Source organism: Variovorax sp. GW821-FHT09D07 (assembly GCF_059416345.1).
This window is the reverse complement of sequence record NZ_JBWKOY010000003.1, coordinates 135,928-148,983: the sequence shown is the minus strand read 5'-3', so window position 1 is coordinate 148,983 and position 13,056 is coordinate 135,928. Positions and strand designations below refer to the sequence as shown.

Below are 13,056 nucleotides of genomic sequence, written 5' to 3'. Positions count from 1 at the left end.
GAGCAGAATGAAGAAATAGTCCCATGTGGCTCTACCTGCATCACACCGCCTCCGACCTCATCGACCTGGACCCCACAACCGGCCGCTGGCGCCCAGTCGACGACGCCGAGAAACCCCCAGGCGCATCGGTACTCGCCGACCTCCCGGTCAAAGGCGGCTACACGATCGAGAACGACAAGCGTTACTACAGCTACTGGACGTCCGACGAGAAGTTCGTCTTTCGCACCGAGGACGGTGCCGTGTTCGAGATCTGCCAAAAGCGCGACGACGGCTCCGTGGTGATGCTCCCGCCCGTCCTGCGCAGCGAGATCGCGCCTTCGCGGTATGGCGATGGGCGTTTGCGGCAAGGCTTCAGTCAGTTCCGGTTGATGGATGCTGCGACCGGCCAGGTCGTTTTCGAACTGGACTACTACGCCGAGCGCTATCAGCGCCTGTACCAGTCCGACTTCACCGCCGCAGCGACCGAGCATGATCTGTCCGACTGGGATTTCTTCATCGCCCTGCAAGGCGCCATCGAGATCTTCGAAGAGCGTGCCGTGTCCGGCCGCGTCGCGTTCTCCGTGCAGGACGATGGCTCGGCGCAGGTCCAGGGGCACCGCATGCGCCGCGATGAGCTGCTGTTTGCGGACACGGGCCAAAAGTGCCCCCGCTCGGGCATCTGGGCCTGCCTGACCGACCTGCGTGTGAGCGCGGCGGTCACGAAGGGCGAGCCAATGTCTTCGAGCGGCGGGCAGCCGGTGCAATGGGTCTGGAGCCGCACCGACTGAGCGCAGCGCAGCCCGCGGCTTTTAACCCCGCCCCAGCCGGGTCACAGACCCTTGCGCATAATTGACGCAAGCTATGACTCTCACCGAACTCAAATACATCGTCGCAGTCGCCCGCGAGCGGCACTTCGGCAAGGCGGCCGAGGCCTGTTATGTGTCCCAGCCGACGCTTTCGGTGGCCATCAAGAAACTCGAGGACGAACTCGAGGTCAAGCTCTTCGAGCGCAGCGCCGGTGAAGTGACCGTGACGCCGCTCGGCGAGCAGATCGTCCAGCAGGCGCAGAGCGTGCTCGACCAGGCCGCCAGCATCAAGGAGATCGCCAAGCGCGGAAAAGACCCGCTGGCCGGCCCGCTGAACCTGGGCGTGATCTACACGATCGGCCCGTACCTGCTGCCCGACCTGGTGCGCCAGGTGATCGCGCGCACGCCGCAGATGCCGCTGGTGCTGCAGGAGAACTTCACGGTCAAGCTGCTCGAGATGCTGCGCGCCGGCGAGATCGACTGCGCGATCATGGCCGAGCCCTTTCCGGACACGGGCCTGGCGATGGCGCCGCTGTACGACGAGCCCTTCATGGCGGCGCTGCCCGTGAAGCACAAGCTGGCCGACCGCGAGTCGATCACCTCGGAAGAACTGCAGAGCGAGACGATGCTGCTGCTGGGCACGGGCCACTGCTTCCGTGACCACGTGCTCGAGGTGTGCCCCGAGTTCGCGCGCTTCTCGAGCAACGCCGAGGGCATCCGCAAGAGCTTCGAGGGCTCGTCGCTGGAGACGATCAAGCACATGGTGGCCTCGGGCATGGGCGTGACGCTGGTGCCGCGCCTGTCGGTGCCGGCCGAGGCACTCAAGCCGAAGGTCAAGGGCCGCAAGGAGCCCGAGCAGATGGTGCGCTACCTGCCCGTGCGCGACGCGCAGGACCGCGACCCGCCGATGCGCCGCGTGGTGCTGGCCTGGCGTCGCACCTTCACGCGCTACGAGGCGATCGCGGCGCTGCGCAACGCGATCTACGCGTGCGAGCTGCCGGGTGTCAAACGACTCTCCTAGCGATTCGGGGCCTTCGCCTACGCGCGGGCTGTTTGGGATCGCTGATCGCTGGGATAGAGTGAAGCTGTTGCGAAGCCGCCTGCCGGCTTTCAGAATTTCGGTGTTGTCACCCAACTTCAAGAAAGACCCCTCCGCCATGGCCAAACCCTCGAAGAAAACCAAGTCCCCGTCGCCCGCAGCTTCCGCCGGCAAGGTGCCCAAGAAGGGCGGCGCCGTCGTCTCGCAGGAGTCGGGCAGCCGCAACGCGCCGATCATCAACATCGGCATCGAACGCCAGGACCGCGCGGCCATCGCCGAAGGCCTGAGCCGCGTGCTGGCCGACACCTACACGCTGTACCTCACGACCCACAACTTCCACTGGAACGTGACGGGGCCGCACTTCAACTCGCTGCATGCGATGTTCATGACGCAGTACACCGAGCTGTGGGGCTCGACGGACGTGCTCGCCGAGCGCATCCGCGCGCTGGGCCACTACGCGCCGGGCTCGTACGCCGAGTTCAGCAAGATCGCCACCGTGCCCGACGTGCCGCAGACCCCGCCCAAGGCGATGGAGATGGTGCGCATCCTCGTGAAGGGCCACGAAACGGTGTCGCGCATCGCACGCGAGTTCATCCCGGTGGCCGAAGAGGCCGGCGACGATCCGACCGCCGACATGCTGACCGCGCGCTGCACGGTGCACGACCAGACGGCCTGGATGCTGCGCTCGCTGCTCGAGGACTGATGACGTCTTCCTGATGCTCTCCCGGTGCGCCGGGAGTCCCTTCAAGAGCGGCACAATGGCCGCTCTTTTTTCGTCTGCCCGTCCGCCGCATGCCTCTCGCCCGCCGTTTTGCGCTCTACCTCGATCTGATCCGCTGGAACCGGCCGGCCGGCTGGCTGCTGTTGCTGTGGCCCACGCTGGGCGCACTCTGGTTCGCGGCCGACGGCTGGCCCGGCTGGCACCTGCTCGCGGTGTTCACGCTCGGCACCTTCCTCATGCGCAGCGCGGGCTGCTGCGTCAACGACGTGGCCGACCGCGACTTCGACCGCCATGTGAAGCGCACGGCCCAGCGGCCCGTGACGAGCGGTGCGATGTCGGTCAAGGAGGCGCTGGGGCTGGGCGCGGTGCTGGCGCTGCTGTCCTTCGGGCTGGTGCTCACCACCAACCGCACGACGGTGCTGTGGTCGTTCGCGGCGCTGGCGATCACGCTGATCTACCCGTTCGCCAAGCGTTTCGTGTCGATCCCGCAGGCGGTGCTGGGCATCGCCTTCAGCTTCGGCATCCCGATGGCCTTTGCCGCGGTGCAGTCGACGGTGCCGGCCTTTGCCTGGTGGCTGCTGGCGGGCAACCTGTTCTGGGTGCTGGCCTACGACACCGAGTACGCGATGGTGGACCGCGACGATGACCTGAAGATCGGCATGAAGACCTCGGCGATCACCTTCGGTCGCTTCGACGTGGCGGCGGTGATGGCCAGCTACGCGATCTTCCTGGCGGTCTGGATCTGGGCGGGTGCCAGCCGGTCGCTGGGGGTTCTCTTCTATGTAGGCATTGCCGCGGCGGTGGCGCAGGCGCTCTGGCACTGGCGCCTGATCCATGACCGCACGCGGGAAGGCTGCTTCAAGGCCTTCCGCGAAAACCACTGGCTGGGCTTCGCGGTGTTCGTGGGCATCGTGGCGGGCTACGCCCTCCGATAGCCCACCGGGCGGGTCAGCCGCGCCCGAATTCCTCGCCCAGCTCGGCCGCGCGCTTCTGCGCCGCGCGGATGGCGGTCTTGAACTGGCCCTTCACATCGGAGGCTTCGAGCGCGCTCAGGGCCGCGTAGGTCGTGCCGCCCTTGGAGGTCACGCGTTCGCGCAGCACCGACGGCGGCTCGGTCGCACTGTGCGCCAGCGCCGAGGCGCCGGTGAAGGTGCCGATGGCCAGCCGCTGGGCCTGGTCGGGCGTGAGGCCCATCTCGACGCCGGCCTCGGTCATCGCCTCGATGAAATAGAACACGTAGGCCGGGCCGGAGCCCGACATGGCGGTCACCGCGTCGAGCGCGGGTTCGGCGTCGACCCAGATCAGCTCGCCGGTCGGCGCCAGCAGCTGGCCGACGCGTGCGCGGTCCGCGCTTTCGACGCCGGGCCGCGCGAACAGGCCGGTCATGCCCTTGCCGACCAGGGCCGGCGTGTTGGGCATGGCGCGCACCACGCGCTCGGTACCGAGCCAGCGGGCGATGCTGTCGGACGGAATGCCCGCCGCCACGCTCAGGTGCAGGGCGTCGCCGGCAAAGGCGCGCACCGGGCGCGTGGCTTCCGCGAAGGTCTGGGGCTTGACCGCCCACACCACCACGGCGCAGCGCGCGAGGGCCTCGGTGGCCTCGGCCTTGGCGACGATGCCGTAGGACTGGGCCAGCCTGGTGCGGGCCTCCTCGAAAGGCTCGACCACTTCGAAGTTGTCGGCCGCGACGCCTTGCTGGATCAGGCCGCCGATGATGGCGCTGGCCATGTTGCCGCCGCCTATGAAGGCGATGGGGGGCAGGGGGCCCGGCGCGGTGCGGGGCAGGAAGGTCACGGCGATGGTCATGGTCGGTCGGTGTAGGCGAAGGCGGCGAACTGCGTCACTTGCAGCGGGTTGAAATTGTCGTCGCTCACGACCACCAGCAGGCGGCGGCCGTCGGGCAGCGGTGGGCCCCAGCACATGCCCTCGGTGTTGTCGAGGCGCGAGAGGCCGAGGGTGGCGAAGTCGGCCACGAGCGTCTTGGCGGCCGGGCGGTGGTTGCCGGGGGCGAGGGCGTCGATGGCGAGCACGTCGTCGGCGGCCCGGGTGTCTATTTCATACAGGCGCAGCGAATTGCCGGCGCCGGTGGCGTAGGCCCGCTCCAGCACCAGCATGCGGTGGGCGTCGAGCATGAGCACCTCGCTCACGCCGTTGTCGGCGTAGGTGCCCGGCACCAGCGGGCGCAGCGGGATGGCGTCGGGCACATAGGCGATCTGGCGCACGGCGCGGCCGGTCGCGAGGTCGACCTGGGTGAAGCGACAGGGGCCGCCGGGGGCGGTGGTGGTCGGGACGGGGCCGTCCTGGACCAGGGCGTTTTCCATTGCAAGCCAGGCCGACCGGTCGTCGGGCGTGAGGGCCAGGCCCTCGAGTGTCTGGTTGTCGCGCGGGCCGCGGCGCTGGGCCGGGTCCGGGGCAAACATCGCCGGCAGGGTGAATTCGCGCAGGAAGCGGCCATCGCGCGCCGATTCATACAGGGCGGGGCCGAAGCCGCGGGCGATGTCGCCTTCGCTGGTCCAGAGCAGGGTGCCGGCCGAGGGGCGCAGGCGCAGGGCCTCGGGGTCGGGAACGGGCAGGCCGTCGACCGCCTGGCGCCGGCCGGGCCAGGGGCCGCCGCCGGGGCGTTGCAGTTGGACAACGCCGGTGGGTTCCGGGGCTGCGTCGGCCGGCTGGGGCCAACGTGCGGTGTAGCAGCGCACGGGGCTCAGATCTGACCGGTCATCGCTGAGAAGCAGGTACTCACCTTTGATGGGGTCGTAGTCGATGCCGGAGAGGCCACCTGCCGTGGTGCTCTCTATAGAGCGTCGGTGCGCCCAGCGGGCTTCCCCCAGGCGCTGCAGCTGGCCGGTGTCCGGCGCCGGTGTTGCGCTGCGGCAACCCGCAAGCCCCAGCGATCCCAGCCCGAGCAGGCCCGCGCCGCCCGCCAGCAGGCGTCGGCGCAGCAGGGAAGGCGGCGAAACGAGGGGGTGGTTGGGGGCGCGCACGCCACAAAGTCTAGCGGCTGTCGAAGTTCGCGTGATGAGGCAGTTGACATCGCCCGGCATGGGTGCCACAATCGCGGGCTTCGCTTTCAAAAGGCGAAGCTTTCAGCCCAAAGCGGAAGCGTCTCGAGTGGTTCGAGGCGTGGACGACGGGCCCAAGACTGACCGCGGTGTCTCCCTCCTGGAGGCTCACCGGTACAAGTTGGGAATATCAAGAAATGATCCAAACTGAATCCCGGCTCGAAGTGGCCGACAACACGGGCGCGAAATCCGTCCTGTGTATCAAGGTGCTCGGTGGCTCCAAGCGGCGTTACGCCAGCGTGGGCGACGTCATCAAGGTCAGCATCAAGGAAGCCGCTCCGCGTGGTCGCGTCAAGAAGGGCGAGATCTACAGCGCAGTGGTGGTCCGCACCGCCAAGGGCATCCGTCGTGCTGACGGTTCGCTCGTCAAGTTCGACGGCAATGCCGCCGTGCTGCTCAACGCCAAGCTGGAGCCCATCGGCACCCGCATCTTCGGACCGGTCACGCGCGAACTGCGCACCGAGAAGTTCATGAAGATCGTGTCGCTGGCACCCGAAGTTCTCTAAGGACACAACGCCATGAACAAGATTCGCAAAGGCGACCAGGTCATCGTGTTGGCCGGTCGTGACAAGGGCAAGCGCGGCGTCGTGTCGCTGCGCGCAGACGATTCGCATGTGATCGTCGACGGCATCAACCTCGTCAAGAAGCACACCAAGCCGAACCCCCTCAAGGGTACGACCGGTGGCATCGTCGAGAAGACCATGCCGATTCACCAATCCAACGTGGCGATCTTCAATGCCGCGACCGGCAAGGCCGATCGCGTGGGCATCAAGGTCACCCAAGGTGCCGACGGCAAGCGCGTGGCTGTTCGCGTCTTCAAGTCGAGCGGCGACGAAATCAAGTTCGCCTAAGAGGTACTCACATGGCACGTCTCCAACAACACTATCGCGAAAAGATCGCGAAAGACCTGACGGAAAAGTTCGGCTACAAGTCGCCGATGCAAGTTCCGCGTCTCACCAAGATCACCCTGAACATGGGTGTGGGTGAAGCAGTCGCCGACAAGAAGGTCCTCGACAACGCCGTCGCCGACCTGACCAAGATCGCCGGCCAGAAGCCTGTGGTCACCAAGTCGAAGAAGGCCATCGCCGGCTTCAAGATCCGCGAAAACCAGCCGATCGGCTGCATGGTCACGCTGCGTGGCGTGCACATGTACGAGTTCCTGGACCGTTTCGTCACCGTGGCCCTGCCCCGCGTGCGTGACTTCCGTGGTATCTCGGGTCGCGCATTCGACGGCCGTGGCAACTACAACATCGGCGTCAAAGAGCAGATCATTTTCCCTGAGATCGAGTACGACAAGGTCGACGCCCTGCGCGGTCTCAATATCAGCATCACGACGACGGCCAAGACCGACGAAGAAGCCAAGGCGCTTCTCGCTGGCTTCCGTTTCCCGTTCAAGAACTGAGGCGAACCATGGCCAAACAATCTTTGATCCAGCGCGAACTCAAGCGCGACAAGCTGGTTGCCAAGTTCGCTGCGAAGCACGCGGAACTGAAGGCAATTTCCAACGACGCGAAGAAGAGCGACGAAGAGCGCGCAGCAGCCCGCCTGGGCCTGCAGAAGCTCCCGCGCAACGCGAACCCCACGCGCCAGCGCAACCGTTGCGAAATCACCGGTCGCCCCCGTGGCACCTTCCGTCAATTCGGTCTGGCTCGCGCCAAGATCCGTGAACTGGCTTTCGCTGGCGACATCCCCGGTGTCACCAAGGCCAGCTGGTAAGCCAGGCAGGAGCAAACAACATGAGCATGAGTGATCCCATTGCCGACCTGCTGACGCGTATCCGTAACGCGCAGATGGTGGCGAAGCCCACCGTGTCGGTCCCGTCTTCCAAGGTGAAGATCGCGATCGCACAAGTCCTGAAGGACGAGGGCTACATCGACGGCTTCCAGGTCAAGACCGAAGCCGGCAAGAGCGAACTTGAAATCTCGCTGAAGTACTACGCTGGCCGCCCGGTCATCGAGCGCATTGAGCGCGTGAGCCGCCCCGGCCTGCGCGTCTACAAGGCCAGCACTTCCATTCCGCAAGTCCAGAACGGCCTCGGCGTTGCGATCGTCACGACCCCCAAGGGCGTGATGACCGACCGCAAGGCGCGCGCCACCGGTGTCGGCGGCGAAGTTCTGTGCTACGTCGCCTAACCGAGACATCGAGGAGTTACTGAAATGTCCCGAGTAGGAAAAATGCCGGTCGCCATCCCCGCAGGCGTGGATGTGTCGATCAAGGAAGACCAGATCAGTGTCAAGGGCACGGGCGGCACGCTCAGCCTGGCTCGCAATGCGCTGGTGAATGTCGTCAACAAGGACGGCAAGCTGAGCTTCGAGCCCGCCAACGATTCGCGTGAAGCGAATGCGATGAGCGGCACGATTCGCCAGCTGGTGAACAACATGGTGGTTGGCGTGACCAAGGGCTTCGAGAAGAAGCTCAACCTGGTCGGCGTCGGCTACAAGGCTGCAGCGTCCGGCGCCAAGCTGAACCTGCAAGTCGGTTACTCGCACCCGGTCAACATCGACATGCCGCAAGGCATCACGGTGACCACCGCGACCCCGACCGAAGTGGTGATCAAGGGCGCTGACCGTCAACGCGTCGGCCAGATCGCCGCTGAGATCCGCGCTGTTCGTCCGCCAGAGCCCTACAAGGGCAAGGGCATCCGCTATGCGGACGAGAAGATCGTGATCAAAGAGACCAAGAAGAAGTAAGGGGCAGCAAAATGATGTTGACCAAAAAAGCACAGCGTCTTCGCCGCTCGCGCCAGACCCGCATCCGCATTGCGACGCAGGGCGTGGCTCGCCTCACGGTGAACCGCACCAACCTGCACATCTATGCCACCGTCATCTCCGACGACGGCACCAAGGTGATCGCAACCGCATCGACCGCCGAAGCCGAAGTGCGCGCAGCACTCGGCGCCTCGGGCAAGGGTGGCAATGCCGCCGCTGCCACCGCCATCGGCAAGCGCATCGCTGAAAAGGCGAAGGCTGCCGGCGTCGAGAAGGTCGCTTTCGATCGCGCAGGTTTCGCCTACCACGGCCGCGTCAAGGCGCTGGCCGAGGCAGCCCGCGAAGCCGGTCTGCAGTTCTAATCGGACACGAGATTCAAAATGGCAAAGATTCAAGCAAGAACGCAGAACGAAGGTCCTGAGGACGGTCTGCGCGAGAAGATGATCGCGATCAACCGCGTCACCAAGGTGGTGAAGGGTGGTCGTATCCTCGGTTTCGCAGCGCTGACCGTGGTCGGTGACGGCGATGGCCGCGTCGGCATGGGCAAGGGCAAGTCCAAGGAAGTGCCTGCTGCCGTGCAGAAGGCAATGGAAGAAGCCCGCCGCAACCTGTTCAAGGCTCCGATCAAGAACGGTACGCTGCATCACCAGGTGCAAGGTCACCACGGTGCTGCCACCGTCGTGATGTACCCGGCTCCCAAGGGTACCGGCATCATCGCCGGCGGCCCGATGCGCGCCGTGTTCGAAGTCATGGGCATCACCGACATCGTGGCCAAGAGCCATGGTTCGTCGAACCCCTACAACATGGTTCGCGCCACGCTCGACGGGTTGAAGAACTCGACGACGGCCGGCCAAGTGGCTGCCAAGCGCGGTCTCACCGTCGAAGAAATCTTCGCCTGAGCGCAAGCTCTCGCAAGGCTGAAGGAAGCATTCAAATGACGCAACAACAAACCCTCAAGGTGCAGCTGGTGAAGAGCCCGATCGGCACCAAGGAATCGCATCGCGCGACCGTGCGTGGCCTCGGCCTGCGCAAGCTCAACAGCGTGAGCGAGCTGCAAGACACGCCCGCAGTGCGCGGCATGATCAACAAGATCAGTTATCTGGTCAAAGTTCTGTAAGAGAGACTGATATGGAACTCAATGGCATCAAGCCGGCAGCTGGCGCCAAGCACGCCAAGCGTCGCGTTGGCCGCGGTATCGGCTCCGGCATCGGCAAGACCGCAGGTCGCGGTCACAAGGGCCAGAAGTCGCGCGCAGGCGGTTTCCACAAGGTCGGCTTCGAAGGCGGTCAAATGCCGCTGCAGCGTCGCCTGCCCAAGCGCGGCTTCAAGTCGCACCTGCTGAAGTACAACGCCGAAGTCACGCTGACTGCTCTCGAGCAGCTCGGCCTGGCCGAAGTCGATGTCCTGGCACTGAAGCAAGCCGGCCTCGTGGGCCAGCTCGCCAAGGTCGTCAAGATCATCAAGACCGGCGAACTCACCAAGGCCGTCAAGCTGACGGGCGTGGGTGCGACCGCTGGTGCCAAGGCTGCGATCGAAGCAGCCGGCGGCAGCCTCGCCTGATCACCATCGGACTGAAAGAAGTTCTTCGTGGCAACTAACGCGGCAACGATCGCAAAAACAGGCAAGTTCGGCGACCTCCGTCGTCGGCTCGTCTTTTTGCTGCTCGCGCTCGTGGTCTACCGGATTGGCGCGCACATTCCTGTGCCGGGTATCAACCCGGACCAGCTGGCAGCGTTGTTCCAGGGCCAGCAGGGCGGCATTCTGAGCCTGTTCAACATGTTCTCGGGCGGGGCGCTGTCGCGTTTCACCGTGTTCGCGTTGGGGATCATGCCGTACATCTCGGCGTCGATCATCATGCAGCTGATGACCTACGTGCTTCCTACCTTCGAGCAATTGAAGAAGGAAGGCGAGGCCGGTCGCCGCAAGATCACGCAGTACACGCGCTATGGCGCGCTCGGCTTGGCTCTGTTCCAGTCGTTCAGCATCGCAGTGGCCCTCGAATCGTCGGCTGGTCTGGTGATCGCCCCCGGTTTCGGCTTCCGCCTGACCGCCATGGTGAGCCTGACGGCAGGTTCGATGTTCCTGATGTGGCTCGGCGAGCAGATCACCGAACGCGGCCTGGGCAACGGCATCTCGATCCTGATCTTTGCAGGTATCGCGGCCGGTCTGCCCGGTGCGATCGGCGGCCTGGCTTCGCTGGTGACGACCGGTGCGATGAACCCCATCGTTGCGCTCTTCATCATCGCGGTCGTGGTGCTGGTCACCTACTTCGTGGTGTTCGTGGAACGTGGTCAGCGCAAGATCCTCGTGAACTATGCGCGGCGCCAGGTCGGCAACAAGGTCTACGGCGGTCAGTCGTCGCACCTGCCCCTGAAGCTGAACATGGCCGGTGTGATTCCTCCGATCTTCGCGTCGTCGATCATTCTGCTGCCGGCAACGGTGGTGGGCTGGTTCAGCGCCGGTGACGGTGGCTTCCGCTGGATCAAGGACATCGCCAGCGCACTGCGTCCGGGCGAGCCGATCTACGTGCTGCTGTATGCCGCTGCGATCGTTTTCTTCTGCTTCTTCTACACGGCACTCGTGTTCAACAGCAAGGAAACGGCCGATAACCTGAAGAAGAGTGGTGCGTTCATTCCTGGCATTCGCCCGGGTGACCAGACCGCTCGCTATATCGACAAGATTCTGGTTCGCCTGACGTTGGCTGGCGCGGTGTACATCACCTTCGTCTGCCTGCTGCCCGAGTTCCTGATCCTGAAGTACAACGTGCCGTTCTACTTCGGTGGTACCTCCCTGCTGATCATCGTGGTCGTCACGATGGACTTCATGGCCCAGGTGCAAAACTACATGATGTCCCAGCAGTACGAATCGCTGCTGAAGAAGGCGAACTTCAAGACATCGTAGGGCTGTGAGTTTCAGTATTGAGTCCGGGCGGTAGACCGCCACGTTAAACAGTTTTAGGAGAATGAAATGAGAGTTTCGGCTTCGGTCAAAACCATCTGCCGTAATTGCAAGGTCATCCGCCGTAAAGGTGTGGTGCGTGTGATTTGCACCGACCCGCGCCACAAGCAGCGCCAGGGTTGATTGAAGAGTATTAGAGGACGCACATGGCACGTATTGCTGGCATCAACATCCCGCCGCACAAGCACGCTGAAATCGGCCTGACCGCCATTTTCGGTATCGGTCGCACCCGCGCCCGTCAAATCTGCGAAGCGAGCGGCATCGAATATTCGAAGAAGATCAAGGATCTGACCGACGCCGATCTCGAAAAGATCCGCGACCAGATCGCTCTGTTCACGATCGAAGGCGATCTGCGTCGCGAGACGACGATGAACATCAAGCGTTTGATGGACATCGGCTGCTATCGCGGCTTCCGTCACCGTCGCGGCCTGCCGATGCGCGGCCAGCGCACGCGCACCAACGCCCGCACCCGCAAGGGTCCGCGCAAGGCTGCGCAGTCCCTGAAGAAATAAGGATAGACAAGCATGGCTAAAGCACCTGCAAACAACGCCGCACAGCGCGTTCGCAAGAAGGTTCGCAAGAACGTTGCGGACGGTATCGCCCACGTGCATGCCTCGTTCAACAACACCATCATCACGATCACCGATCGCCAGGGCAACGCCCTGTCGTGGGCTTCGTCGGGTGGCCAGGGCTTCAAGGGCTCGCGCAAGTCGACCCCGTTCGCTGCGCAGGTCGCTTCCGAAGTGGCCGGCCGTGCTGCTGTCGAACAAGGTATCAAGAACCTCGACGTCGAGATCAAGGGCCCCGGTCCTGGTCGCGAGTCGTCGGTGCGCGCACTGGCTGCGCTCGGCATCCGGATCAATTCCATTGCCGACGTGACGCCCGTTCCGCACAACGGCTGCCGTCCCCAGAAGCGTCGCCGCATCTGATCGTCAGTCCGCAAGGCGCAGCCAGCTTTCGAGCGGCTGCGCATTTGTTTTTTCACTAAGCCCACCGCCATCGGCATATCCGCCGACGGCTCCCGCAGGTAACTGCGGCAGATGACACCAAGGAAATACCGTGGCACGTTACCTCGGCCCCAAGGCCAAACTTTCCCGCCGTGAAGGCACCGACCTGTTCCTGAAGAGCGCCCGCCGCTCCATTCAAGACAAGGCCAAGTTCGACTCCAAGCCCGGCCAGCATGGCCGCACCTCGGGTCAGCGCACCTCCGACTACGGTCTGCAGCTGCGTGAGAAGCAGAAGGTCAAGCGCATGTACGGCGTGCTCGAGAAGCAGTTCCGCCGCTACTTCGAAGAAGCTGATCGTCGCCGTGGCAACACCGGTGCCAACCTGCTGTTCATCCTCGAGTCGCGCCTGGACAACGTGGTCTACCGCATGGGCTTCGGCTCGACGCGCGCCGAAGCACGTCAGCTCGTGTCGCACAAGGCGATCACCGTGAACGGCCAGTCGGTCAACATCCCGTCGTACCTGGTCAAGACCGGTGACGTGATCGCCGTGCGCGAAAAGTCCAAGAAGCAGAACCGCATTGTCGAAGCGCTGCAACTCGCCCAACAAGTCGGCATGCCGGCTTGGGTCGATGTGAACGCCGACAAGGCCGAAGGCACCTTCAAGAAGGTCCCGGATCGCGACGAATTCGCAGCCGACATCAACGAATCGCTGATCGTCGAACTGTATTCGCGTTGATTTTCTCTACCCGCCTGCGCGTCCTTGCGCCGGCGGGAGATTGATATTGTTGTTCACGTTCCTGCTCCGCACTCTGTTGCGGATCAGGCGCTTCACCAGCCTT

Annotated in this window: 21 protein-coding genes; 19 read left to right on the top strand and 2 right to left on the bottom strand. The window is 64.2% G+C overall.

Going from position 1 to position 13,056, the window contains the following annotated elements:
• Positions 1-23: 23 nt before the first annotated feature.
• The 4 genes from AC07OX_RS12155 to ubiA all read left to right on the top strand — a co-directional run bounded on the left by AC07OX_RS12155 (position 24) and on the right by ubiA (position 3,480).
• Positions 24-767: a hypothetical protein gene (locus AC07OX_RS12155; protein ID WP_495261434.1), complete on the top strand. Its 744-nt coding sequence runs from the start codon at positions 24-26 to the stop codon at positions 765-767.
• A gap of 73 nt (positions 768-840) precedes the next feature.
• Positions 841-1,806, top strand: a complete 966-nt coding sequence (locus AC07OX_RS12150) for a LysR substrate-binding domain-containing protein (protein ID WP_062474802.1) — start codon at positions 841-843, stop codon at positions 1,804-1,806.
• 136 nt (positions 1,807-1,942) lie between these two features.
• Entirely contained in the window at positions 1,943-2,527 is a 585-nt protein-coding gene (locus AC07OX_RS12145; protein WP_495261435.1) for a Dps family protein, read from the top strand.
• 89 nt (positions 2,528-2,616) lie between these two features.
• The gene (gene ubiA / locus AC07OX_RS12140; protein ID WP_369645545.1) at positions 2,617-3,480 is read left to right on the top strand and encodes a 4-hydroxybenzoate octaprenyltransferase; all 864 of its coding nucleotides are present in this window, start codon (positions 2,617-2,619) and stop codon (positions 3,478-3,480) included.
• 13 nt (positions 3,481-3,493) lie between these two features.
• Here ubiA and proC read toward each other — a convergent pair whose 3' ends face one another.
• Together proC and AC07OX_RS12130 are read right to left on the bottom strand one after the other, a co-directional pair.
• Positions 3,494-4,351 (bottom strand): pyrroline-5-carboxylate reductase, encoded by an 858-nt coding sequence (proC, locus tag AC07OX_RS12135; protein ID WP_495261436.1) that lies wholly within the window; start codon positions 4,349-4,351, stop codon positions 3,494-3,496.
• On the bottom strand, positions 4,348-5,526 hold the full coding sequence (locus tag AC07OX_RS12130; protein WP_495261437.1) for an esterase-like activity of phytase family protein: 1,179 nt from the start codon (positions 5,524-5,526) through the stop codon (positions 4,348-4,350). The genes proC and AC07OX_RS12130 overlap by 4 nt, the downstream gene beginning before the upstream one ends.
• Before the next feature lie 215 nt (positions 5,527-5,741).
• Here AC07OX_RS12130 and rplN point away from each other — a divergent pair, with 215 nt between their 5' ends.
• The 15 genes from rplN (at position 5,742) to rpsD (ending at position 12,953) form a co-directional block, all read left to right on the top strand.
• On the top strand, positions 5,742-6,110 hold the full coding sequence (gene rplN / locus AC07OX_RS12125) for a 50S ribosomal protein L14 (protein WP_009124801.1): 369 nt from the start codon (positions 5,742-5,744) through the stop codon (positions 6,108-6,110).
• Between the two features lie 12 nt (positions 6,111-6,122).
• The gene (gene rplX / locus AC07OX_RS12120) at positions 6,123-6,455 is read left to right on the top strand and encodes a 50S ribosomal protein L24 (RefSeq protein WP_062474813.1); all 333 of its coding nucleotides are present in this window, start codon (positions 6,123-6,125) and stop codon (positions 6,453-6,455) included.
• 11 nt (positions 6,456-6,466) lie between these two features.
• Entirely contained in the window at positions 6,467-7,006 is a 540-nt protein-coding gene (rplE, locus tag AC07OX_RS12115; protein WP_056576993.1) for a 50S ribosomal protein L5, read from the top strand.
• 8 nt (positions 7,007-7,014) lie between these two features.
• Positions 7,015-7,320 carry a 30S ribosomal protein S14 gene (gene rpsN / locus AC07OX_RS12110; RefSeq protein WP_489061237.1) on the top strand — a complete coding sequence of 102 codons (306 nt, stop codon included), beginning with the start codon at positions 7,015-7,017 and terminating at the stop codon, positions 7,318-7,320.
• A 20-nt stretch (positions 7,321-7,340) separates the two neighbouring features.
• Complete coding sequence (gene rpsH, locus AC07OX_RS12105; protein WP_062474816.1) at positions 7,341-7,736, top strand: 30S ribosomal protein S8; 396 nt, start codon at positions 7,341-7,343, stop codon at positions 7,734-7,736.
• A gap of 24 nt (positions 7,737-7,760) precedes the next feature.
• The gene (gene rplF, locus AC07OX_RS12100) at positions 7,761-8,294 is read left to right on the top strand and encodes a 50S ribosomal protein L6 (RefSeq protein ID WP_062474819.1); all 534 of its coding nucleotides are present in this window, start codon (positions 7,761-7,763) and stop codon (positions 8,292-8,294) included.
• A 14-nt stretch (positions 8,295-8,308) separates the two neighbouring features.
• On the top strand, positions 8,309-8,674 hold the full coding sequence (rplR, locus tag AC07OX_RS12095; RefSeq protein WP_056577252.1) for a 50S ribosomal protein L18: 366 nt from the start codon (positions 8,309-8,311) through the stop codon (positions 8,672-8,674).
• 18 nt (positions 8,675-8,692) lie between these two features.
• Positions 8,693-9,211: a 30S ribosomal protein S5 gene (rpsE, locus tag AC07OX_RS12090; protein ID WP_056576983.1), complete on the top strand. Its 519-nt coding sequence runs from the start codon at positions 8,693-8,695 to the stop codon at positions 9,209-9,211.
• A 35-nt stretch (positions 9,212-9,246) separates the two neighbouring features.
• Positions 9,247-9,429 carry a 50S ribosomal protein L30 gene (gene rpmD, locus AC07OX_RS12085; RefSeq protein WP_019653974.1) on the top strand — a complete coding sequence of 61 codons (183 nt, stop codon included), beginning with the start codon at positions 9,247-9,249 and terminating at the stop codon, positions 9,427-9,429.
• Between the two features lie 11 nt (positions 9,430-9,440).
• Positions 9,441-9,872, top strand: a complete 432-nt coding sequence (gene rplO, locus AC07OX_RS12080; RefSeq protein ID WP_056576982.1) for a 50S ribosomal protein L15 — start codon at positions 9,441-9,443, stop codon at positions 9,870-9,872.
• Between the two features lie 27 nt (positions 9,873-9,899).
• A complete protein-coding gene (gene secY, locus AC07OX_RS12075; protein ID WP_056576979.1) occupies positions 9,900-11,213 on the top strand; it encodes a preprotein translocase subunit SecY in 1,314 nt (437 codons plus the stop codon).
• Positions 11,214-11,279: 66 nt separating this feature from the next.
• Positions 11,280-11,393 (top strand): 50S ribosomal protein L36, encoded by a 114-nt coding sequence (rpmJ, locus tag AC07OX_RS12070; protein WP_013544106.1) that lies wholly within the window; start codon positions 11,280-11,282, stop codon positions 11,391-11,393.
• Positions 11,394-11,416: 23 nt separating this feature from the next.
• Positions 11,417-11,782, top strand: coding sequence for a 30S ribosomal protein S13 (gene rpsM, locus AC07OX_RS12065; protein ID WP_013544105.1), 366 nt, complete (start codon positions 11,417-11,419; stop codon positions 11,780-11,782).
• A 12-nt stretch (positions 11,783-11,794) separates the two neighbouring features.
• Positions 11,795-12,199: a 30S ribosomal protein S11 gene (rpsK, locus tag AC07OX_RS12060; protein WP_009124825.1), complete on the top strand. Its 405-nt coding sequence runs from the start codon at positions 11,795-11,797 to the stop codon at positions 12,197-12,199.
• A 130-nt stretch (positions 12,200-12,329) separates the two neighbouring features.
• The gene (rpsD, locus tag AC07OX_RS12055; RefSeq protein ID WP_056576976.1) at positions 12,330-12,953 is read left to right on the top strand and encodes a 30S ribosomal protein S4; all 624 of its coding nucleotides are present in this window, start codon (positions 12,330-12,332) and stop codon (positions 12,951-12,953) included.
• Positions 12,954-13,056: the final 103 nt, after the last annotated feature.

Coding starts and splice junctions, on each gene's coding strand:
- proC (WP_495261436.1), bottom strand. CDS start 4,351: ATGACCATCGCCGTGACCTTCCTGCCCCGCACCGCGCCGGGCCCCCTG.
- rplX (WP_062474813.1), top strand. CDS start 6,123: ATGAACAAGATTCGCAAAGGCGACCAGGTCATCGTGTTGGCCGGTCGT.
- rpsH (WP_062474816.1), top strand. CDS start 7,341: ATGAGCATGAGTGATCCCATTGCCGACCTGCTGACGCGTATCCGTAAC.
- rpsN (WP_489061237.1), top strand. CDS start 7,015: ATGGCCAAACAATCTTTGATCCAGCGCGAACTCAAGCGCGACAAGCTG.
- rpmJ (WP_013544106.1), top strand. CDS start 11,280: ATGAGAGTTTCGGCTTCGGTCAAAACCATCTGCCGTAATTGCAAGGTC.
- ubiA (WP_369645545.1), top strand. CDS start 2,617: ATGCCTCTCGCCCGCCGTTTTGCGCTCTACCTCGATCTGATCCGCTGG.
- rpmD (WP_019653974.1), top strand. CDS start 9,247: ATGACGCAACAACAAACCCTCAAGGTGCAGCTGGTGAAGAGCCCGATC.
- AC07OX_RS12145 (WP_495261435.1), top strand. CDS start 1,943: ATGGCCAAACCCTCGAAGAAAACCAAGTCCCCGTCGCCCGCAGCTTCC.
- rplN (WP_009124801.1), top strand. CDS start 5,742: ATGATCCAAACTGAATCCCGGCTCGAAGTGGCCGACAACACGGGCGCG.
- rpsM (WP_013544105.1), top strand. CDS start 11,417: ATGGCACGTATTGCTGGCATCAACATCCCGCCGCACAAGCACGCTGAA.
- rplR (WP_056577252.1), top strand. CDS start 8,309: ATGTTGACCAAAAAAGCACAGCGTCTTCGCCGCTCGCGCCAGACCCGC.
- AC07OX_RS12155 (WP_495261434.1), top strand. CDS start 24: ATGTGGCTCTACCTGCATCACACCGCCTCCGACCTCATCGACCTGGAC.
- rplF (WP_062474819.1), top strand. CDS start 7,761: ATGTCCCGAGTAGGAAAAATGCCGGTCGCCATCCCCGCAGGCGTGGAT.
- rpsE (WP_056576983.1), top strand. CDS start 8,693: ATGGCAAAGATTCAAGCAAGAACGCAGAACGAAGGTCCTGAGGACGGT.
- rplO (WP_056576982.1), top strand. CDS start 9,441: ATGGAACTCAATGGCATCAAGCCGGCAGCTGGCGCCAAGCACGCCAAG.
- rplE (WP_056576993.1), top strand. CDS start 6,467: ATGGCACGTCTCCAACAACACTATCGCGAAAAGATCGCGAAAGACCTG.
- rpsK (WP_009124825.1), top strand. CDS start 11,795: ATGGCTAAAGCACCTGCAAACAACGCCGCACAGCGCGTTCGCAAGAAG.
- AC07OX_RS12150 (WP_062474802.1), top strand. CDS start 841: ATGACTCTCACCGAACTCAAATACATCGTCGCAGTCGCCCGCGAGCGG.